The 20986-nt window shown below is 65.2% G+C and carries 17 protein-coding genes; 12 read left to right on the top strand and 5 right to left on the bottom strand.

Annotated elements, in window-relative coordinates; translation table 11 throughout:
- Window positions 1–49 precede the first annotated feature (49 nt).
- From K8M09_RS10320 to K8M09_RS10280, 9 genes are all read left to right on the top strand, one after another.
- Window positions 50–943 carry an N-acetylmuramic acid 6-phosphate etherase gene (locus K8M09_RS10320; protein WP_160785995.1) on the top strand — a complete coding sequence of 298 codons (894 nt, stop codon included), beginning with the start codon at window positions 50–52 and terminating at the stop codon, window positions 941–943.
- 45 nt (window positions 944–988) lie between these two features.
- The gene (locus tag K8M09_RS10315; RefSeq protein WP_160785994.1) at window positions 989–2248 is read left to right on the top strand and encodes an ABC transporter substrate-binding protein; all 1260 of its coding nucleotides are present in this window, start codon (window positions 989–991) and stop codon (window positions 2246–2248) included.
- Window positions 2249–2531: 283 nt separating this feature from the next.
- Window positions 2532–3482: a carbohydrate ABC transporter permease gene (locus K8M09_RS10310; protein WP_160785993.1), complete on the top strand. Its 951-nt coding sequence runs from the start codon at window positions 2532–2534 to the stop codon at window positions 3480–3482.
- A 15-nt stretch (window positions 3483–3497) separates the two neighbouring features.
- Complete coding sequence (locus K8M09_RS10305; RefSeq protein WP_160785992.1) at window positions 3498–4337, top strand: carbohydrate ABC transporter permease; 840 nt, start codon at window positions 3498–3500, stop codon at window positions 4335–4337.
- Window positions 4338–4345: 8 nt separating this feature from the next.
- Window positions 4346–5398, top strand: coding sequence for a Gfo/Idh/MocA family protein (locus K8M09_RS10300; RefSeq protein ID WP_170299488.1), 1053 nt, complete (start codon window positions 4346–4348; stop codon window positions 5396–5398).
- 12 nt (window positions 5399–5410) lie between these two features.
- Window positions 5411–6412, top strand: a complete 1002-nt coding sequence (locus K8M09_RS10295) for an ABC transporter ATP-binding protein (RefSeq protein ID WP_160785990.1) — start codon at window positions 5411–5413, stop codon at window positions 6410–6412.
- 178 nt (window positions 6413–6590) lie between these two features.
- A complete protein-coding gene (locus tag K8M09_RS10290) occupies window positions 6591–7892 on the top strand; it encodes an efflux RND transporter periplasmic adaptor subunit (protein WP_160785989.1) in 1302 nt (433 codons plus the stop codon).
- Window positions 7893–7903: 11 nt separating this feature from the next.
- A complete protein-coding gene (locus K8M09_RS10285; RefSeq protein ID WP_160785988.1) occupies window positions 7904–11038 on the top strand; it encodes an efflux RND transporter permease subunit in 3135 nt (1044 codons plus the stop codon).
- A 6-nt stretch (window positions 11039–11044) separates the two neighbouring features.
- Entirely contained in the window at window positions 11045–11665 is a 621-nt protein-coding gene (locus tag K8M09_RS10280; RefSeq protein WP_160785987.1) for a TetR family transcriptional regulator, read from the top strand.
- Between the two features lie 57 nt (window positions 11666–11722).
- Here K8M09_RS10280 and K8M09_RS10275 read toward each other — a convergent pair whose 3' ends face one another.
- Window positions 11723–11959, bottom strand: coding sequence for a hypothetical protein (locus tag K8M09_RS10275; protein ID WP_160785986.1), 237 nt, complete (start codon window positions 11957–11959; stop codon window positions 11723–11725).
- Window positions 11960–12057: 98 nt separating this feature from the next.
- Entirely contained in the window at window positions 12058–12840 is a 783-nt protein-coding gene (locus K8M09_RS10270; RefSeq protein WP_160785985.1) for a DUF1194 domain-containing protein, read from the bottom strand.
- A gap of 168 nt (window positions 12841–13008) precedes the next feature.
- Between K8M09_RS10270 and K8M09_RS10265 the strand changes: the two genes are divergently transcribed.
- The 3 genes from K8M09_RS10265 (at window position 13009) to K8M09_RS10255 (ending at window position 17043) form a co-directional block, all read left to right on the top strand.
- The gene (locus tag K8M09_RS10265) at window positions 13009–14106 is read left to right on the top strand and encodes a hypothetical protein (protein WP_160785984.1); all 1098 of its coding nucleotides are present in this window, start codon (window positions 13009–13011) and stop codon (window positions 14104–14106) included.
- Window positions 14107–14179: 73 nt separating this feature from the next.
- On the top strand, window positions 14180–15598 hold the full coding sequence (locus K8M09_RS10260) for an amidase (RefSeq protein WP_229341813.1): 1419 nt from the start codon (window positions 14180–14182) through the stop codon (window positions 15596–15598).
- A gap of 251 nt (window positions 15599–15849) precedes the next feature.
- Window positions 15850–17043 (top strand): DUF2778 domain-containing protein, encoded by a 1194-nt coding sequence (locus K8M09_RS10255; RefSeq protein ID WP_206366669.1) that lies wholly within the window; start codon window positions 15850–15852, stop codon window positions 17041–17043.
- A gap of 28 nt (window positions 17044–17071) precedes the next feature.
- Here K8M09_RS10255 and K8M09_RS10250 read toward each other — a convergent pair whose 3' ends face one another.
- The 3 genes from K8M09_RS10250 to K8M09_RS10240 all read right to left on the bottom strand — a co-directional run bounded on the left by K8M09_RS10250 (window position 17072) and on the right by K8M09_RS10240 (window position 20917).
- On the bottom strand, window positions 17072–19531 hold the full coding sequence (locus K8M09_RS10250) for an ATP-dependent helicase (RefSeq protein ID WP_160785982.1): 2460 nt from the start codon (window positions 19529–19531) through the stop codon (window positions 17072–17074).
- Window positions 19532–19633: 102 nt separating this feature from the next.
- Window positions 19634–20047 carry a carboxymuconolactone decarboxylase family protein gene (locus K8M09_RS10245; RefSeq protein WP_160785981.1) on the bottom strand — a complete coding sequence of 138 codons (414 nt, stop codon included), beginning with the start codon at window positions 20045–20047 and terminating at the stop codon, window positions 19634–19636.
- 48 nt (window positions 20048–20095) lie between these two features.
- On the bottom strand, window positions 20096–20917 hold the full coding sequence (locus K8M09_RS10240; protein ID WP_160785980.1) for a cyclase family protein: 822 nt from the start codon (window positions 20915–20917) through the stop codon (window positions 20096–20098).
- Between the last annotated feature and the right edge of the window lie 69 nt (window positions 20918–20986).

Genomic DNA, 20986 nt, shown 5'->3' with positions numbered 1-20986 from the left:
GACAATTGGTATTTTTTTGGCATTAATTTCGGCCAGAGGAGAAACGACCATGGCCGCAGGCAGGACCGAGGGCAGGCATGAACAGGCGAGGGGGCTGGACGAACGTCAGCCTGTCGACGCGCTGAAAGTGCTTGCGGATGGGCAGAAGGCCGCCGCCGCCGTGGTGGACGCCGCGCTCGTCGATATCGCCGCCGCTTCCCGCCTTGCCGCCGACGCGCTGCTTTCCGGCGGTCGCCTTGTCTATGCCGGCGCCGGCAGTTCCGGCCTGATGGCCATGGCCGACGCGCTCGAGCTGCCCGGCACCTACGGCATCCCCCATGACCGAATCGTCATCCTGCTTGCCGGCGGCGCCGCGAGCCTCGTGGACCTTGCTGGCGGTTATGAGGACGACCGTGACCTCGCCGTCGGCGATGCCGTCGCGGCTGGTATCGGCCCGAAGGACTGTGTGATCTCCGTTTCGGCGAGCGGCAGCACGCCCTATGCGCTCGCCATCGCGGATTACGCGAAAGAGAAGGGCGCGCGGGTCGTGGCCATGGCCAACAATCCCGGTGCGGCGCTCTTTGCCGACGCGGATGTCGCCATCCTGCTTCAGACGCCGCCGGAGGTCATCTCCGGCTCGACGCGCATGGGGGCGGGTACGGCGCAGAAGATCGCCTTCAACATGTTCTCGACGCTCACCGGCATCCATCTCGGCCATGTTCACGACGGTCACATGGTCAATCTCAAGGCCGACAATATCAAATTGAAGGGGCGCGCCTGCCGCATCGTCTCCGACATCTCGGGTGTCGGCATCGACGAGGCCGAGCGCCTTCTCGCGCGCTCCGAAGGCTCGGTAAAAACGGCCGTGCTTCTGGCTGCGGGGGTAGAGGATGCCGGCGCTGCGAAAGCGGCGCTGGATCGGTCGGGGCAGAGCCTCCGGCGCGCCCTCCAGACCCTCGGATAACATGGAACTCAGAACGCGCTGCGGCGCATAAAAGGGGAGAATGCAATGACACGCAACGCAATCAAGGGTCTGCTCCTTGCCACGAGCATCCTCGGCACGGCCGGGATCGCCCAGGCGGAAGACGTCACGCTGACGGTCGAAAGCTGGCGTAACGACGACCTCGCCATCTGGCAGGAAAAGATCATCCCGGCCTTCGAAGCCAAGAACCCGGGCATCAAGGTCGTCTTCGCGCCGACCGCGCCGACCGAATACAACGCCGCGCTGAACGCCAAGCTGGATGCCGGCTCGGCAGGCGACCTCATCACCTGCCGTCCGTTCGACGCCTCGCTCGAACTCTTCAAGAAGGGCCATCTCGTCGGCCTGAACGACGTGGCCGGCATGGAGAACTTCTCCGACGTCGCCAAGTCCGCCTGGACGACGGACGATGGCGCGACGACCTTCTGCGTGCCGATGGCCTCGGTCATCCACGGCTTCATCTACAACAAGGACGCCTTCGACCAGCTCGGCATCACGGTCCCGACCACGGAAGCCGAATTCTTCGCCGCGCTCGACAAGATCAAGGCTGAAGGCAGCTTCATCCCGATGGCGATGGGCACGAAGGACCTCTGGGAAGCCGCCACCATGGGCTACCAGAACATCGGCCCGACCTACTGGAAGGGTGAGGAAGGCCGCAAGGCGCTGATCCGCGGCGAGCAGAAGCTGACCGACGAGGGCTGGGTCGAGCCGTTCCGCGTTCTCGCCAAGTGGAAGGATTACCTCGGCGACGGTTTCGAAGCCCAGACCTATCCGGACAGCCAGAACCTCTTCACGCTCGGTCGCGCCGCCATCTACCCGGCCGGCTCGTGGGAAATCGGCCTGTTCAACACGCAGGCGCAGTTCAAGATGGGCGCGTTCCCGCCGCCGGTGAAGAATGCCGGCGACACCTGCTACATCTCGGACCACAACGACATCGGCATCGGCCTCAACGCCAAGAGCCCGAATGCTGACGCCGCCAAGAAGTTCCTGACCTTCGTGTCCTCGCCGGAATTCGCCGACATCTACGCCAACTCGCTGCCGGGCTTCTTCAGCCTGAACTCGACGGCCGTGAAGATGGCCGACCCGCTGGCGCAGGAATTCGTCTCCTGGCGTGAAAAGTGCAAGCCGACGATCCGCTCGACCTACCAGATCCTGTCGCGCGGCACGCCGAACCTCGAAAACGAGACCTGGACGGCATCGGCCAACGTCATCAACGGCACGGAAACGCCGGAACAGGCTGCCGAGAAGCTCCAGAAGGGCCTCGATAGCTGGTTCAAGCCGGTCAAGTAAGCCTGCCGTTCGGCTGCTGAATTCTGCTTGAGGAGCGGGCCTCGTCCCGCTCCGGTCCTCTCCCCGTAAAATTCGGGGGGAGGAGCTTCCGGCGGCGCGGCTCGAAATCGCAGGCGCTGGCCGTGACCCTTTTCGTCCCGGTGGACAGAGGGTGCCGAAAGGCAAATTCGGGGAGCGACCCCGTCACTAATGTGTATGCTGGATTTGTCATGTGCGGCCGCCGCCGCGCAAGGCGTTCGCGCATGCCGATTCAACGAACGATAACCGGAGGGGCAGCCAGACCATGAGCGACATTCCTTCTTCCCATGCTGCAGCGGAACCGATCAAGCGCCCGACGCGCTGGCATATCGGCATTTTCCTGCTGCCGGCCTTCATCGTCTATTCGGCGGTCATGATCCTGCCGCTGATCGAGACGCTTCGCCTGTCGCTGTTCAACACGGTGGACGGCCAGTCGACCTTCGTCGGTCTCGGCAACTTCAAGGTGCTGTTCGGCGACGAGCGCTGGGCCGCCGACTTCTGGAACGCGCTGAAGAACAACTTCGTCTTCTTCGTGATCCACATGCTGGTGCAGAACCCGATCGGGGTGGCGCTCGCCGCCATGCTGTCGCTGCCCAAGCTGCGCTTCGCCTCGTTCTACCGCACGGCGATCTTCCTGCCGACGCTCCTCTCCTTCGTGATCGTCGGTTTCATCTGGAAGCTGATCCTCTCGCCGATCTGGGGCGTCTCGCCCTACCTCATGGACCTCGTCGGCCTGAAGTCGCTGTTCTCGCCCTGGCTCGGCAAGCCCGGCTCGGCCCTCATCGCCGTGTCGCTGATCTCGGTCTGGCAATATGTCGGCATTCCCATGATGCTGATCTATGCCGCGCTGCTCAACATCCCCGAGGAAGTCGTCGAGGCGGCCGAATGCGACGGCGTGACCGGCTGGAGCCAGTTCTTCAAGATCAAGCTGCCGCTGATCCTGCCCGCCATCGGCATCATCTCGATCCTCACCTTCGTCGGCAACTTCAACGCCTTCGACCTGGTCTACACCGTGCAGGGCGCGCTGGCCGGGCCGGACAAGTCGACGGATATCCTCGGCACGCTGCTCTATCGCACCTTCTTCGGTTTCCAGCTTCAGCTCGGCGACCGCTCGATGGGCGCGACGATCGCGACGGTCATGTTCCTCATCATCCTCGCCGGCGTATCGCTTTATCTCTTCGCCATCCAGCGGCGCATGCGTCGCTACCAGTTCTGATCGGGAGGGCCTGACATGTCTCAAGCACGCAACTCGCTGACCCGCACCGCGCTCGTCCATCTCGCGCTCGCCAGCTATGCGATCATCTCGATCTTTCCGGTGTTCCTGACGCTGATCAACTCGATGAAGGATCGCAACGCGATCTTCCGCAACCCGATGCAGCTTCCGACCCCCGCGACCTTCGACCTCGTCGGCTATACGACGGTGCTGGGGCAGGGCGATTTCACGACCTACTTCCAGAACAGCTTCATCGTCACGGTGGCCTCCATCGCGCTGGTGCTGCTCTTCGGGGCCATGGCCGCCTTCGCCCTCTCGGAATACCGCTTCCGCGGCAACACGCTGATGGGTCTCTATCTCGCCATCGGCATCATGATCCCGATCCGCCTCGGCACGGTCGCGATCCTGCAGGGCATGGTGGCGACGGGCCTCGTCAATACGCTGACGGCGCTGGTGCTGGTCTATACCGCGCAGGGCATTCCGCTCGCCGTGTTCATCCTGTCGGAATTCATGCGGACCGTCTCTGACGACCTCAAGAATGCCGGCCGTATCGACGGGCTTTCGGAATACTCGATCTTCTTCCGCCTGGTGCTGCCGCTGGTGCGCCCGGCCATGGCGACGGTCGCGGTCTTCACCATGATCCCGATCTGGAACGACCTGTGGTTCCCGCTGATCCTGGCGCCGAGCGAGGCGACCAAGACGGTGACGCTCGGCTCGCAGATCTTCATCGGCCAGTTCGTGACCAACTGGAACGCGGTTCTCGCGGCCCTGTCGCTCGCCATCCTGCCGGTCCTGATCCTCTACTTCATCTTCTCGCGGCAGTTGATCCGCGGCATCACCTCGGGAGCTGTAAAGTGAGTTCTGCAATGAACCCCATCCGCGTTCTTTCCGCGGGTCTCGGCAACATGGGCAGGAGCCATGCTCTCGCCTATCACGAGAACCCCGGCTTTACGATCGTCGGCCTCGTCAATCGCTCGAAGGTCGCGGTTCCGGCCGGGCTGGAAGGCTACGAGATCCATCCGTCCTTCCACGAGGCGCTGAAGGAGCTGAAGCCCGAACTCTGCTCGGTCAACACCTATTCCGACAGCCATGCCGAATACGCCATCGCGGCCATGGAAGCCGGTGCGCATGTCTTCCTCGAAAAGCCGCTGGCGACCACGGTGGCGGATGCCGAGCGGGTCGTGGCCTGCGCAAGGGCGAACGGCCGCAAGCTGGTCGTCGGCTATATCCTGCGCCACCATCCCTCGTGGATCCGCCTGATCGCCGAGGCGCGCAAGCTCGGCGGTCCCTACGTCTTCCGCATGAACCTGAACCAGCAGTCGAGCGGGTCGACCTGGGCGACCCACAAGGCGCTGATGCAGACCACGCCGCCGATCGTCGACTGCGGCGTGCATTATCTCGACGTGATGTGCCAGATCACCGATGCCAAGCCCGTCGAGGTGCGCGGCATGGGCCTGCGCCTCTCCGATGAGATCAAGCCGGACATGTACAATTACGGCCATCTGCAGGTGCTTTTCGACGACGGTTCGCTCGGCTGGTACGAGGCGGCCTGGGGGCCGATGATCTCCGAAACGGCCTTCTTCGTGAAGGACGTCATGTCGCCGAACGGTTCGGTCTCCATCGTCATGGACCCGAACGCCAAATCGGACGACATCGACACGCATACCAAGACGGCCGTCATCCGCGTGCATAACGCGGCGACCGGCCCGGACGGGAAATTCCTGTCGCCGGACGAGGACCTGAAGATGGCGGGCGAACCCGGCCATCAGGAACTGTGCGACCGGGAACAGGCCTTCGTGCTGAAGGCCATCCGCGAGGACATCGATCTTTCGCGGCACATGGACGATGCGGTGCAGTCGCTGAGGATATGCCTGGCGGCCGATGAAAGTGTCAGAACCGGCCAGACGGTCAAGCTCTAAGGGGGATAAAAGATGGGCTCTCTTCAACTGAAATCCGTACGCAAGTCCTTCGGCAATGTCGACGTCATCAAGGGCATCGACCTCGACGTGAAGGACGGCGAATTCGTCATCTTCGTCGGCCCCTCGGGCTGCGGCAAGTCCACGCTGCTGCGCATCATCGCCGGCCTCGAGGATGCGACCTCCGGCTCGATCACCATCGACGGCGCGGAAGTCGTGACCGTGCCGCCGGCCAAGCGTGGCATCGCCATGGTGTTCCAGTCCTACGCGCTCTATCCGCACCTGACGGTCAAGGACAATATGGGCCTTGGCCTCAAGCAGGCCGGCGCGCCGAAGGAGGAGATCGAAAAGCGCGTTTCCAAGGCGTCCGCCATGCTGTCGCTGGAAAAGTACCTCGCCCGCCGTCCGGCCGAGCTTTCCGGCGGCCAGCGCCAGCGCGTCGCCATCGGCCGCGCCATCGTTCGCGAGCCGAAGCTGTTCCTCTTCGACGAGCCGCTGTCCAACCTCGATGCGGCGCTGCGCGTCAACACGCGCCTGGAGATCGCAAGGCTGCACCGCGAGCTGAAGGCGACCATGATCTACGTCACGCACGACCAGGTCGAGGCGATGACGCTGGCGGACAAGATCGTGGTGCTCGATGCGGGCGTCATCCAGCAGGTCGGCTCGCCGATGGAACTCTACAACCGGCCGGCAAACCTCTTCGTCGCCGGCTTCATCGGCTCGCCGGGCATGAACTTCATCGACGCCGAACGCCTTGGCGTTACCGACGCCAAGACCGTCGGGGTGCGCCCGGAGCACCTGACGCTCTCGCGCGAAAGCGGCGAGTGGCAGGGCAAGGTGGTGCATGTCGAGCATCTCGGCGCCGACACGATCGTCTATATCGAATCGGAGAAGGTGGGGTCCTTCACCGTCCGCCTGTTCGGCGAACATCACTACGAAGTCGGCGATACGGTCTATGCCACGCCGGCGGCCGGCCAGACGCATCGTTTCGATGCGAATGGTCGCGCAATACGCTGAGGCCCCTCATCACAAGTCCGTGAAAGGGGAGGATTGCGGCTTCTTCCGCCGTGATCTACGATTGTCAAACGTCAGAAACTAACATACAGCCGTGTTTGTATGTTGCGATGCGGTGGTCCTGCGGCCACCGCATCTATTCGTTTTCAGCACCCCCGCCGCCCCGTTGCCGGCACCGCTTATGGAAGAACCCATGCGTTTCACGAGACCGATTTCGATTGCGACCCTTGGCGCCCTCTTGACCCTCGCGGGCTGCAAGGAAGAGCAGGCTCCGCAGGAGGGCTTTGCCTTTCCGCCGCCGCAGGTGGCGGTCCTGACGGTGAAGGCCGAGGACGTGCCGATCACCAACGAACTGCCGGGGCGCGTCGCCGCGACCCGCACCGCCGAAGTCCGTCCGCGGGCCTCGGGCATTCTCATCGAGCGGATTTTCGAGCAGGGCTCGCTGGTCAAGGAAGGCGACGTGCTCTATCGCATCGACCCGGCGCCGTTCCAGGTTCTGGTCGACAGCGCCGAGGCGACGCTGCGCCGCGCCAAGGCCGTGCAGGCCCAGGCGAAGAACGACACCGTGCGCCAGGAACAGCTCAAGAAGTCGAACGTCGCCTCCGCGCAGACCTATGACGACGCCATCGCCAAGCTGGCGCAGGCCGACGCCGATGTCGCCATTGCCGAAGCCGGCCTTGCGACGGCCCGGCTCAATCTCGAATATACCGAGGTGAAGGCGCCGATCAGCGGCCGTATCGGCCGCGCGCTCATCACCGAGGGTGCGCTGGTTTCCACCAACGGTACGGAAAACCTCGCCACGATCCAGCAGCTCGATCCGGTCTATGCCGACTTCACCCAGTCGGCGACCGACCTTATCCGCCTGCGCAAGGCGCTGAAGGACGGCGCGCTGATGGCCGACAACAACTCGGCCGAGGTCAATCTGTTCCTCGATGACGGTTCCGCTTACCCGCATCCGGGCAAGCTCCTGTTCTCGGAGGCCGCCGTCGACGAAACGACCGGCCAGGTGACGCTGCGCGGCGAGTTCCCGAATCCGGAGGGCGACCTTCTGCCGGGCATGTATGTGCGTGTGAAGGTCGAGCAGGGCGTCGAGAAGGGCGCCGTGCTCGTTCCGCAGCAGGCCGTGCAGCGCGATGCGTCGGGCAGCGCGCTGGTCTATGTCGTTTCCGCCGACAACAAGGCGGGTCCCCGTCCGGTGCAGGTCGGCCGCGCCGATGGCACCCGCTGGGTGATCACCGACGGCCTGAAGGGCGGCGAGAAGATCATCGTCGAGGGCTTCCAGAAGGTTCAGCCCGGCGGCGAGGTCGTTCCGTCCGACTGGGACCCGAATGCGGTCGCCAATGCCGCCAAGCCGGCCACCGAAGGCGGCGAGGCGAAGGCCGGTGAAGCCAAGGCTGATGAAGCGAAGACTGGCGAAACCAAGGCCGATGAAGCCGGCAAGGCCGAGGGCGGCGACGCCGCCAAGACCGAGCAGGCGAAGTAAGGATCCGCACGATGCCCAGTTTCTTCATCGACAGGCCGATTTTCGCCTGGGTCGTGGCGATCTTCATCATGATCGCCGGCGCCATCTCCATTCCGCTGCTGCCGATCGCGCAGTATCCGGACGTCGCCCCGCCGCAGATCTCGGTCTCGACGTCCTATGCCGGCGCGTCCTCGCAGGACACCTACCAGAGCGTCACCAAGCTCATCGAGGATGAGCTGAACGGCGTCGAAGGCATGCTCTATTTCGAATCGACCTCGAGCGCCTCGGGTTCGGCCGAAATCAACATCACCTTCGCGCCGGGCACCGATCCGAGCCAGGCTTCGGTCGACGTGCAGAACCGCATCAGCCGCGTCGAGCCGCGCCTTCCCGATTCCGTTCGCCGTCAGGGCGTGCAGGTCGAGGAGGCCGGCTCCGGCTTCCTGCTGATCGTCTCGCTGACCTCCACCGACGGCTCCATGGACGCCATCGGCCTCGGCGACTATCTCAACCGCAACATCCTGTCGGAAATCCAGCGCGTGCCCGGCGTCGGCCGCGCGCAGCTCTTCGCCACGCAGCGCTCCATGCGCGTCTGGCTCGATCCGGCCAAGATGCTCGGCCTGAACCTCACCGCAGCCGACGTGACCGCCGCCGTGCAGGCGCAGAACGCGCAGATCGCGGCCGGCAGCATCGGCGCCCAGCCGAACCCGATCACCCAGCAGATCGCGGCTCCGGTGAACATCAAGGGCCAGCTCACGACGCCGGAAGAGTTCGGCGCCATCGTTCTGCGCGCCAATGCGGATGGTTCCGCCGTGCGCCTGCGCGACGTCGCGCGCGTCGAGGTCGGCGGCGAGACCTATTCCTTCTCGACCCGCCTCAACGGCCAGCCGTCCGCCGCCATCGGCGTGCAGCTTTCGCCGTCCGGCAACGCCATGGAGACCTCCGCGGCGATCAAGGCGCGCATGGACGAACTGGCGCAGTTCTTCCCGCCGGGCCTGGAATACTCGATCCCCTACGACACCTCGCCCTTCGTGAAGGTGTCCATCGAGAAGGTGCTGCACACGCTTCTCGAAGCCGTGGGCCTCGTGTTCCTCGTGATGTTCCTGTTCCTGCAGAACATCCGCTACACGATCATCCCGACGCTCGTCGTGCCCGTCGCGCTGCTCGGCACCTGCGCCGTCATGTATGCCATGGGCTTTTCGATCAACGTGCTCACCATGTTCGCCATGGTGCTCGCCATCGGCATTCTCGTGGACGATGCGATCATCGTCGTGGAGAATGTCGAGCGCATCATGTCGGAAGAGGGGCTGCCGCCGAAGGAGGCGACCCGCAAGGCGATGAAGCAGATCACCGGCGCCGTCATCGGCATCACGCTGGTGCTCGCCTCGGTGTTCATTCCGATGGCCTTCTTCCCCGGCGCGGTGGGCGTCATCTACCAGCAGTTCTCGCTGACGATGGTCGTCTCGATCCTGTTCTCGGCCTTCCTTGCCCTGTCGCTGACCCCGGCGCTCGCCGGCAGCTTCCTGAAGCAGGTGCCGAAGGGGCATCACCACGCCAAGCGCGGTTTCTTCGGCTGGTTCAACCGTGGCTTCGACAAGACGTCGCGGGCCTATAGCGGCAGCGTCGGCTGGCTTATCCGCCGCACCGGCCGCGTGATGGTGATCTACCTCGCGATCCTTGTGGGCCTCGGCTACATGTTCGTGAAGCTGCCGACCTCGTTCCTTCCGGACGAGGACCAGGGCTTCGTGATCGTCATGATGCAGCTTCCCTCGGAAGCGACCGGCCACCGCACGGACGAGGTTCTCACGCAGACCGAGAAGATCTTCGGCCAGGAATCCGCCGTCAACACCATCGTCGGCATCAACGGCTTCTCGTTCTTCGGCGCGGGCCAGAATGCGGGCCTTGCCTTCGTGACGCTGAAGGACTGGAGCGAGCGCGGGCCGGAAAATTCCGCGCAGGCGATTGCCGGGCGCGCCAGCATGGCGATGAGCCAGATCAGGGATGCGATCAGCTTCGCGCTGTCGCCGCCGCCGATCCAGGGCCTGGGCACGACGGGCGGCTTCTCGTTCCGTCTCCAGGACCGCGGCGGGCTGGGCCAGCAGGCGCTGACGGCCGCGACGGGCCAGCTCATCGGCCTTGCCGCCCAGAGCAATGTCGTCACGGGCGTGCGCGTCGACGGCATGCCGGACGCCGCGCAGGTCAATGTCGTGATCGACCGCGAGAAGGCCAACACCTTCGGCGTTAGCTTCGCCGACATCAACTCGACGATCTCGACCAATCTCGGCTCGACCTATGTCAACGACTTCCCGAACTCCGGGCGCATGCAGCGCGTGACGGTTCAGGCGGATCAGGGCGAGCGCATGCAGGTCGCCGACCTCCTCAACCTCAACGTCCGTAACGCCAAGGGCGGCATGGTGCCGATCTCGGCCTTCGCGACGGCGGAGTGGGTGAAGGCGCCAACGCAGACCGTGGGCTATAACGGTTATCCGTCCATGCGCATCAGCGGCGACACCAAGCCGGGCTTCTCCACGGGCGATGCGATCGCCGAGATGGAGCGGCTCGCCGCCCAGCTTCCGCCGGGCTTCGGCTATGAGTGGACGGGCCAGTCGCTGCAGGAAATCCAGTCCGGCTCGCAGGCCCCGATCCTGATCACCCTGTCGATCCTCCTGGTGTTCCTGTGCCTTGCGGCGCTCTACGAGAGCTGGTCCATTCCCTTCGCGGTCATCCTCGTGGTGCCGCTCGGGGTGATCGGCGCGGTCGTGGCCGTGACGCTGCGCGACATGTCGAACGACGTGTACTTCAAGGTGGGCCTCATCGCGATCATCGGCCTTTCGGCGAAGAACGCGATCCTGATCATCGAGTTCGCCAAGGAGCTGATGGCGGAAGGCCGGTCGCTGCTCGACGCCACCGTCGAGGCCTGCCACCTGCGCTTCCGCCCGATCCTGATGACCTCGCTCGCCTTCACGCTCGGCGTTCTGCCGCTCGCCATCGCCACGGGCGCAAGCTCGGGCAGCCAGCGCGCCATCGGCACCGGCGTGATGGGCGGCATGATCACCGCCACCGTGCTCGCCATCTTCTTCGTGCCCGTCTTCTTCGTCTTCGTGATGAAGCTCGTCGGCCACGGGAAGAAGAAGGAGGAGCCGGTTCCGGCCGCAAGCCCGGCAGAGTAAGCCGCCATGCGCCGGACCAAGGCGGAGGCCAAGGAAACCCGCCAGCAGATATTGCTGGCGGCCGAGAAGGTCTTCTACGAAAAAGGCGTCGCCCATGCCTCCATGGAGGATGTGGCGCGCGCCGCGGGGGTTACCCGCGGCGCCATCTACTGGCACTTCGCCAACCGGGCGGACCTTGTGCTGGAACTCTCCGATTCGCTGCCCCTGCCGCAGGAAGACCTGATCGCCCGCGAGCTGGAGGCGGAGAATGTCGACGTGTTCGGCCTTCTCGAACGGGTCGGCAGGCAATGGATCGAGCTTCTGGCGGCGGACGAGCACCGCCAGCGCATCCTGACGATCCTCCTGCGCTGCGAGGCGACGGGTGAATTCGCCCGCATCTCCGAGCGCCAGAACGATATCGACGACGAGCATATGCAGACGCTGGAGGCGGCCTTCGCCAAGGCGGCGCGACAGGGCCGGCTCTGCGCGGCCTGGACGCCGCATTCGGCCGCTTCCATGCTGCGCTGGGTCATCAAGGGGCTGTGTTCGGAATGGCTGCTGTTCGGCCGCCGGTTCGATATCGCGGCCGAGGGAGGGGAGGCGCTGCGCCGGCTCTTCTCCAGTTTCGCCACGGCCCCCGCGCGATAGAAAACCCGGCTGCGGGCAGCCGGGTTCCGGGTGTGAAATCCGTGCGGTCGGAATCGCTTAGCGGCAGACCTTCACGCGCTTGATGACCAGTTCGCCCCACTTGTTGTAGCGCTTGATCTTCTTCCAGTGGCAGTGGCGATGGTAGCCGTAATCGTCGCTGACATAGCCGTGGTGATGGCCGCCCCAGCCGTAGCCGCCGCCAATGTCGATATAGAGGCCGCCGGCCTGCGAGGGGGCGGCGAAGGATACCGCTGCTACGGTCGCGACGACGGCGGACATGATGAACTTTCGCATTCTCAGTCTCCTCTCTTCGGGTGAAAGGATGAGGTGTCTCATCCCGTAGGCTCACTGTGACAGGAGGGGGACGGCGATGCTGTTCCGGCGGGAACAGGCTATTTGCGCTGTTCGGGCGAAAGGCGCTCCAGCGTACCGGGCCGCAGCTTCTCGCCGATCATGCAGTCGTAGGCGGGGCCGGCGGTGCGGATCACGCGGGCGGGCGGCTCGGCGCCGCTGACTTCAAGAATGAGCTTGCGGCGGATGGCGACGGCGAAATCCTCCGGGTCGCGCACCGGCAGGACGAAAGCGCCGGGGCCGCCGATGACGCAGTTGGCGTAATAGTCGTCCAGCGAACCGTAGGCGGCCGAGGGGCGGATCATGATGGCGAGGCCGTTGATGACGATGCCGAGCGCCGTCGCCGTGTCGCGGGCAGGTGTGACGGGCGCGCCGAAATTGTTCGGCCCGTCGCCGGAAATGTCGATAACGCGGCGCAGGCCGCTATAGCCGTTCCCCTCGAACAGCCTTGCACCATAGACGATGGCGCCGGATATCGAGGTGCCGCGGCGCATGGCGATGGGGCGTGCTTCCACGAGTGCCGCGAAGGCCCCGGCCTCCCCGGGGCCGGAGATGACCTGCCAGGGGATGTGCGAGCTGTCGCTGATCGTGCCGGCCCATTCGAAATAGGTGATGGCGATGCGGCCGTTCAGCCCGTCGCGCACGGCATTGATGAAATCGGGGTGACGCAGCGCCTGCACGTAGCCGGCGCGCTGCACCTCGGCCTCCTCGATATCCATGGAGCGGGAGACGTCGACCGCCAGCACCAGCTCCACATCCACCTCTTCGCCGGACGCGGCTGCACCGGCCGTCAGGCCCATCAGCAAGGCAAGCGTCGTCAGCATGACCGTCACCCATCCCGTGCATACGCTGCCGGCAATGTATCATGGGTGGCGGGTGGAAAGGGCGCGCATTCTTCAAAAATCGGTGATAGGGCGAATAGCGAGGGGTGTGGAACCGTCTGGTTTCTGCACCTGTGATTGCGGGTGCTCGGGCAGGGGAGACGGGTCCATATGAGCTTCAGGAGCATACTCGCCGCGGTGCGCAAGACGCTGTCAGGCCGGGGGAACGGCGTGCCGCAGGAGCCGCTGTCGCTGGAAGAGCAGCTTGTCCACGACTACAAACTCCGTCTTTACGAGCTGCATGACGAACTGCCGGAACTGAACGGCCAGCGCGACGCCATGCGCGCGGCTTGGCGGGGCGGCGATTTCGAGGCGTTTCACCGGGCCTTCGAGGCGGCGCGGGCAAGCAGCGTCATCGCGGCGAACGGCAAGCCGCTCTACGCGCTGGTGAAGGACTGGTTCCTCGAACCTTTCATGGCGCTGCCGGATTATGAGGAGAGCGTGCGTCCTTCCGGGGACGAGCTGGCGCCTTTCCGGGAATTTTTCCATCGCAGCCCCTCCGCCTTCTCCGCCGCCACCTATGCCGACGCGCTGCGCGCGATGGCCTTCGTGCGACGCGGGACGGCCTGGGCGCAGGATGTGCGGGGCGACCAGTGGCAGGGTTACGAAGAACTGCTCGGCGAGGCGGACGCGGTGCTCGACAGTTGCCCCGATCCGGCGGATTTCAGTTGGCGCATGAGCGACTACAGCCGCTCGGCCAATACGGGCGATTTCGACACTTTCAAGGCGCGTTTCGAGCGCGCCTGGCTGATGGACCGCTACAATATCGACCTCTGCCGCGCCCATGCCCGCATGATCATGCCGCGCTGGCTCGGGCGGAACGAGCACGACCTGGAGAATTTCGCTCGCCGGGCGGCGGAACTGACCAAGGACCGTTTCGGCCTCGGCTTCTATGCGCTGATCCAGCAGGCGAACACCGAGGTGGGTGACCACGAACTGGCCGATACGCTGTGCGATCCCGATCTCGTCAAGCAGGGCTTCGAGGATCTGCTTGTCCGCTTCCCCGCGCCAAGCGTGATGAACCTCTATGCCGACACGCTCGAATGGATGGGGGATACCGAGGCGCTGGCCGACCTTCTGGAAAGCCGCTTCCGGGTGATGGTGCCGCAGATCTGGTACGGCGAGACGCGCAGCGACAAGATCTCCTACCTTTTCGCCACGCTGCTGGAGGCGGCGGAGGTGCTGGAGGCGCGGCGCGCGGCGCGATAGACGCGAGGGGATGGGCTGGCGCTCGGCCCTGCCGCCTGCTAGCTCTTGCGGGAGCCGACCGCCGGAGCCGACCTTGCAGGATATCACCGACCTTTCCGCCCTTGCCCTTTCCGCCGCCATCGCCGAACGCCGGCTCGACTGCCGCAGCGTCATGGCGGCCTATCTTTCCCGCATCGCGGCGGTCAATCCGCAGATCAACGCCGTGGTCAGCCTGCGGCCGGCCGAGGCGCTGCTTGCCGAGGCGGAGGAGGCCGACAGGGCGCTTGCGGCGGGAGACTATCGCGGCTGGCTGCACGGCATACCCTTCGCGGTGAAGGACCTCTCCGAGGCGAGAGGCATCCTCTGCACCTTCGGTTCGGCGAACTACGCGGATTTCGTGCCCGACTACGACGATATCCATGTCGAGCGCATCCGCGCGGCCGGGGCCATCGTGATCGGCAAGACCAATGCGCCGGAAATGGGCCTCGGCTCGCACAGCTACAACCCGGTCTTCGGCGTGACGCGCAATCCCTATGACCGGACGAAGAGTGCGGGCGGCTCGTCCGGCGGCGCGGCGGCGGGGCTTGCCGCGCATATCCTGCCGGTGGCGGACGGCAGCGACATGATGGGATCGCTGCGCAACCCCGCCGGCTTCAACAATGTCGTCGGCTTCCGCCCGTCCTTCGGCCGCGTGCCCTCGCTCGGCAACGAACTGTTTCTCGGCCAGCTCGCGGTCAACGGGCCGATGGGGCGCACGGTCGCCGATGTCGCGGCGCTGCTGGCGACGCAGGCGGGGCACGATCCGCGCGATCCGCTGTCCCTTCGGGACGAAGACCTCGCCTTTACCGGGGCGGCGGACCTTTCCGGCGCGCGCATCGGCTGGCTCGGCGATTTCGGCGGCTATCTTCCCTTCGACCCCGGCGTGCTGGACCTGTGCCGGGCATCGCTCGACGTCTTCCGCCGGCTCGGATGCACGGTGGAAGCGGTGCCGCCGGGCTTCGACATGGCGCGGCTCTGGCAGATCTGGCTGACGCTGCGCCACTTCCTCGTTTCGAACGGGCAGGCGGCGGACTATGCCGATCCGGCGCGGCGCGTGCGCATGAAGCCGGAGATGATCTGGGAGATCGAGAGCGGTCGCGACCTTTCGGCGGCGGCGGTACATGAGGCCTCGCTCGGGCGGAGCGACTGGCACCGCTATGTCGCCGGCCTGTTCGAGACCTACGATTTCCTGATCCTGCCTTCCGCGCAGGTCTTCCCCTTCGATGCGCAAATCGACTGGCCGAAGACGGTGGGCGGCCGCACGATGGATACCTATCACCGCTGGATGGAAGTGGTGATCGGCCCGACGCTGGCCGGCCTGCCGGCCGCCGCCATGCCGGCCGGTTTCGGGGCGAACGGGCTGCCCGCCGGCATCCAGATCGTCGGCCCCGCGCGGGCCGACCGGGATGTGCTCGCGGCCGCCGCCGCCTATGAAAAGGCGACCGACTGGCTGGCCCGGCATCCCCAGTTCTAGGGAGGCGGGGTGTTTCGACACGCCATCGCCGCATTCTCATGACAGGCACGCCTTGCCGGGTGTCGAGGACCACCCGGCGGTTTCCTGCAAAAACATGAGGCGCCGTTTAGGAATTGCTTACCATATTTCGTCATTCTTTGCTCGTTCGGCAGAGAGCCGGGACGTCTGGTCCCGCCTGCCGCCTGCGTAACGGCTTTCGGAGCGTGATTTCCGCGGCCGCGTCGAGTAACGAGTATCGGGTAACGAGTATCATGGCGTCTGTATACGGTTCCGCGCGTTCCGCGTCGAAGTCCCGTCGGGGTCTCCTTTTCAGCGCATTGCTTGCCTGCGGCGTCATCGCCGGGTCCGCCTGGGCCGTCGTTTCGACGCTCGGCGCGATGCAGGATGCGGCATCCTCGCTGTCTGAAGGCAAGAAGACCATCGCCGGTCCCCTCCATCTGAAAACCGCTGCGCTTCAGGAGAACCGCACCGGGCGCATGGTGAAGGTCGCGAAGTTCTCGCGCCTTTCGCTGCCGTCCGAAAGCGAGGTTCGCCAGAAGCAATTGACCGCAGAGGCGATCCAGGCCGCGCACCAGCGCCGGATTTCCATCCAGCTCGCCTCCGCCGTCAAGCGCGAGAAGGCCAAGGCCCTGATGCTGGAAGCCGCCTTCGCCCGCGCCGAGCGCTCGGTGGAAGAGGAAAAGGCGATCAGCGGCCAGCCGACGCTGGTAACGGCGCTGCTGCCCAGCGATACCTCCGCGCGCAAGGACATTCAGCCCTTCGGCCTCGTCATGAAGAAGCCGGAAACGGAAGCGGACGAGGACATGATCCTCGGCGAAATCCCGCTGCCCGAGGCCAAGCCGGCGCTCGAAACCGTCACCATCGAGCGCAAGCCGGTTGAGGAAAAGCCCGTCGCGCGCACCAAGGCCGACGAGGCGAAGGACAAGGACAAGGAAGACGTCGCCCTCGTCAAGCCCGAGCGTTCGCTGTTCGGCGACCTGTTCAAGGGCAAGGACAGCGGCAAGGGCTGGCCGGGCAAGGGCACGAAGGTGGCTATCTACGACGTTTCCAACGCGACGGTCCACATGCCCGACGGCACGAAGCTGCGCGCCCATTCCGGCATCGGCAAGATGCGCGACAATCCGAACTACGAGCACGTCAAGATGACCGGCCCGACGCCTGCGGGCATCTATCGCCTGCGGATGCGCGAGCGGCGCTTCCATGGCGTCGAGGCGATCCGCATGCTCTCGGTCGACGGACGCGATCCGAAGAACCGCACGGGGCTGCTGACGCATACCAACCTCCTGCGCGGCCAGAAAGGCTCGCATGGCTGCGTCGCCTTCCAGAACTACGAGCCGTTCCTGAACGCCTTCAAGCGCGGCCATGTCACCATGCTGGTCGTCGTGCCGGAAATGCCGTCGTCCCGCACGCGGCTTGCAGCGCTCTATCGCAAGGCGGGCGCATGATGTTCCGACGGGGTCGCTTGCGGCCCCGTCACACCCGCTCGACGAAGCCGTCGAGCACGCGCTTCTGGCCGGCGCGATCGAAGTCGATCGTCAGCTTGTTGCCCTCGACCGCCGCCACGTTGCCATTGCCGAATTTCAGATGGAAGACCCGGTCGCCGACGGAAAATTTCGATGGCTCGCTCGTGGTCGACTTGGCGATGAGTTCCCCTTCGATGGTGCGGGCGCGCGGGCCGCTTTCCCCGTAGCCGATGCGCTCGACGGCATGGCCGGAGCGTGAACCCCAATTGTCGCGCGTCGCCTCGGTGCGGTTCGCCTGCGCACGCCGCCAGCCCGGCGTCGAATAGGCGTTCTGGAACGGCTCCTGCTTGTCGAAGCGCGACTGGCCGTAGCCGCCGCGGCCGTAACCGCCATAGGACTGTTCCACCTCGGCCACTTCCACATGGCTTTCCGGCAGCTCGTCGAGGAAGCGGGAGGGCAGGGTGGATTGCCAGAGGCCGTGGATGCGGCGGTTCGAGACGAACCAGATATGGCAGCGGCGTTTTGCGCGTGTGATGCCGACATAGGCGAGGCGCCGTTCTTCCTCCAGCCCGGAGCGGCCGCCCTCGTCCAGCGAGCGCTGATGCGGGAAGAGGCCTTCTTCCCAGCCGGGCAGGAAGACGGTCTCGAATTCCAGGCCCTTGGCCGAGTGCAGCGTCATGATCGAGACGGCATCGAGATTCTCGTTCTGCTCGGCGTCCATGACCAGCGAGACATGCTCGAGGAAGCCGCGCAGGGATTCGAACGCTTCCATGGAGCGGATCAGTTCCTTGAGGTTCTCAAGGCGTCCCGGCGCTTCGGCCGACTTGTCGGCCTGCCACATGGCTGTATAGCCGCTCTCGTCGAGAATCTGCTCGGCAAGCTCGGTGTGCGGCATCGTCTCCATGAGCGTCTGCCAGCGGCGGAAATCGGTGACGACGTCGAAGAGCGCCTTGCGCGCCTTCGGCTTCAGCTCGTCCGTTTCGACGATATCGGCCGCTGCGGCGAGCATCGGAATGTCGCGGGCGCGGGCATAGTCGTGCAGGTTGCGGATCGTCGTGTCGCCGAGGCCGCGCTTGGGCGTATTGACGATGCGCTCGAAGGCAAGATCGTCGGCCGGCTGGCTGACGAGGCGGAAATAGGCGAGGGCATCGCGGATTTCGAGCCGCTCATAGAAGCGCGGGCCGCCGATGACGCGGTAGTTGAGGCCGAGCGTGACGAAGCGGTCTTCGAACTCGCGCATCTGGAACGAGGCGCGCACGAGGATCGCCATATCGTTCAGCTTGTGCTGTTTGCGCTGGAGCTGCTCGATCTCCTCGCCGACCGCGCGGGCCTCCTCCTCGGAGTCCCAGGCGGCGTGGACGACGACCTTGTCGTCGTCGGGATCGTGCCGGTCGGTGAAGAGCGTCTTGCCCAGCCGGTCCTCGTTATGGGCGATCAGATGGCCGGCCGCGCCGAGGATATGGGCCGTGGAGCGATAGTTGCGCTCCAGCTTGATGACCTTGGCGCCCGGAAAATCCTTTTCGAAGCGCAGGATGTTGTCTACCTCCGCACCGCGCCAGCCGTAGATCGACTGGTCGTCGTCACCGACGCAGCACACGTTCTGCGGCGTGCCCTTGGGGCGCTGGGCGAGCAGGCGCAGCCACATATATTGGGCGGTGTTGGTGTCCTGATACTCGTCGACGAGGATGTAACGGAATTTCTGGTGGTACTCGGCCAGCACATCCGCATGGGCGCGGAAGATGCGGATCGGGTGCAGCAGCAGGTCGCCGAAATCGCAGGCGTTCAGCGTCTTCAGGCGGGTCTGGTAGGCGGTGTAGAGTTCGCGGCCCTTGCCGTTGGCGAAGGCGCGGGCGTCACCTTCCGGGATCTGCGCCGGGTCGAGGCCCTTGTTCTTCCACGTGTCGATCATGCCGGCGAACTGCTTGGCCGGCCAGCGCTTGTCGTCGATGCCCTCGGCCTGCAGGATCTGCTTGATCAGCCGCACCACGTCGTCGGTGTCGAGGATCGAGAAATCCGACTTGAGGCCGACGAGTTCGGCATGGCGGCGCAGGAGTTTTACGCCGATGGAATGGAATGTGCCGAGCCAGGGCATGCCCTCGACCGCGCCGCCGACGAGCAGGCCGATGCGCTCCTTCATCTCGCGCGCCGCCTTGTTGGTGAAGGTCACGGCGAGAAGCTGGCTGGGGAAGGCGCGGCCGGTGGCGAGGATATGGGCGATGCGGGTGGTGAGCACGCGCGTCTTGCCGGTGCCCGCGCCGGCGAGCACCAGCACGGGGCCGTCCAGCGTCTCGACCGCCTCGCGCTGCTCGGGATTGAGGCCGGAAAGATAATCGGGCGCACGCTGCGCGTCGCGGGCCGCCATGGCGCGCGCGGCGATGCCGCCGCCGGCCGGCCTGGCGGGCGCTGCGGGCTTGCCGCCGAGCTGCGGGTCCTCGTCGAAGAAGGGAATGTCGTCGTAACCGCTGGTCATGCGGCTCAATGTAGTGATTCGGTCCCGAAAGGCCAGTTTTCCGTTCTGCTTTTATTCCATGGGGAAGAACGGGGACGGAAAGATTGTGGAAACTGCCGCTGCTCAGGCCTTTGCGCGGTCCGCGTCGAAGACGGCGTCCACGGGCACCTGAAGGCCGGTGGCGAGCTGGTTGGTCTTGCCGGCGAGCGAGACGATGGCGAGCAGCTCGGCATATTGCGCGTCCGACATGCCTTTGGCCTTGGCGGCGGCGGTATGGGAATGGACGCAATAGCTGCAACCGTTCGTCACCGAGACGGCGATGTAGAGCATTTCCTTGACGAGCGGATCGAGCGTCGAGGGCGTCGCCATCACGGCCTTCACCTCCGCCCATGTGCGCTCCAGCAAGGCGGGATCGAAGGCGAGGTAGAGCCACATATTGTTGATGAAATCCGACTTGCGGGTGGCGCGGATATCGTCGAACACCGCCTTGACGCGCGGGTTTGCTTCCAGGTCTTCGGCGGGCTTGACGGTGCTCATGGCTTGCTCCTCGGGAAAGGCCGGCGGCGAACCGCCGGCCGGCATGTTTCAGACCAGTGCGAAGACGCGGGACGGGCCGCCCGTGCCGCCGCGCACTTTCGGCGCGCCGACGACGAGGGTCGCGCCCTTTGCCGGAAGCTGGTCCAGATTGGCCGCGCCTTCAAGCCCCCAATGGCCGGAAGCGAGCCAGGCATAGTGCGTGGCGAAGTCCGGCGAGATGCCGTAATCGAGCGACAGCGTATCGACCGCGATGCCGACGGCGCTGGAGTTTTCCGCAAGATACTGCACCGCTTCGACATGGAAGCCGGGGAAGTGCATCTTGCCCTCGGCATCGGCATTGCGGAACTTGTCGGTGCCCAGATGCTTGCCCCAGCCGGAATTGAGCGCCACGCACGCCTTTTCCGGCAGGTCGCCATTGGCGGCGATCCAGGCCTTGATGTCGTCGGGCGTGAGCTGTGCATCCGGGTTCGCATCGGCCTTCGCGCGGATATCGATGACCGCGAGCGGCACGACGAGGTCCGATACCGGGATTTCGGCGACCGACTTGCCATCCTCGGAGAAATGCAGCGGTGCGTCGAGATGGGTGCCGGTATGTTCGTTCACGCGCAGTTCGAACAGGTTGAACTTGTGTTCCTTGTAATTGAACTTCTGCTCGCGCCAGAACTGCTGCTGGCCGAAGAAGGTCGGGAACTCCTCGTGGAGTTCATGGGTGAGGTCCGTCACCGTCGTCGGCGCGGCGGCAAGGGCGGGGCTGAGCGCACCCGAGCTTGCAGCGGCGACGGTCGCGGCCCCCGCGGCGGCGGCGCGGAAGAAGCTTCTTCTCGAAAGCATGCGGTTCTTGACGGTCTCGATGACGCAGGCGTCGCACATGATTTTCCCCTCTCGTTCAATGCGTTGATGAAAGAATACTGAAATAGGCGCGGCCTTCCGGCCGGCGAA

The organism is Shinella zoogloeoides, from assembly GCF_020883495.1.
Lineage (GTDB): Bacteria > Pseudomonadota > Alphaproteobacteria > Rhizobiales > Rhizobiaceae > Shinella > Shinella zoogloeoides.
Note: the sequence above shows the minus strand (reverse complement) of the source record. Positions and strands in the feature narration are given on the sequence as shown.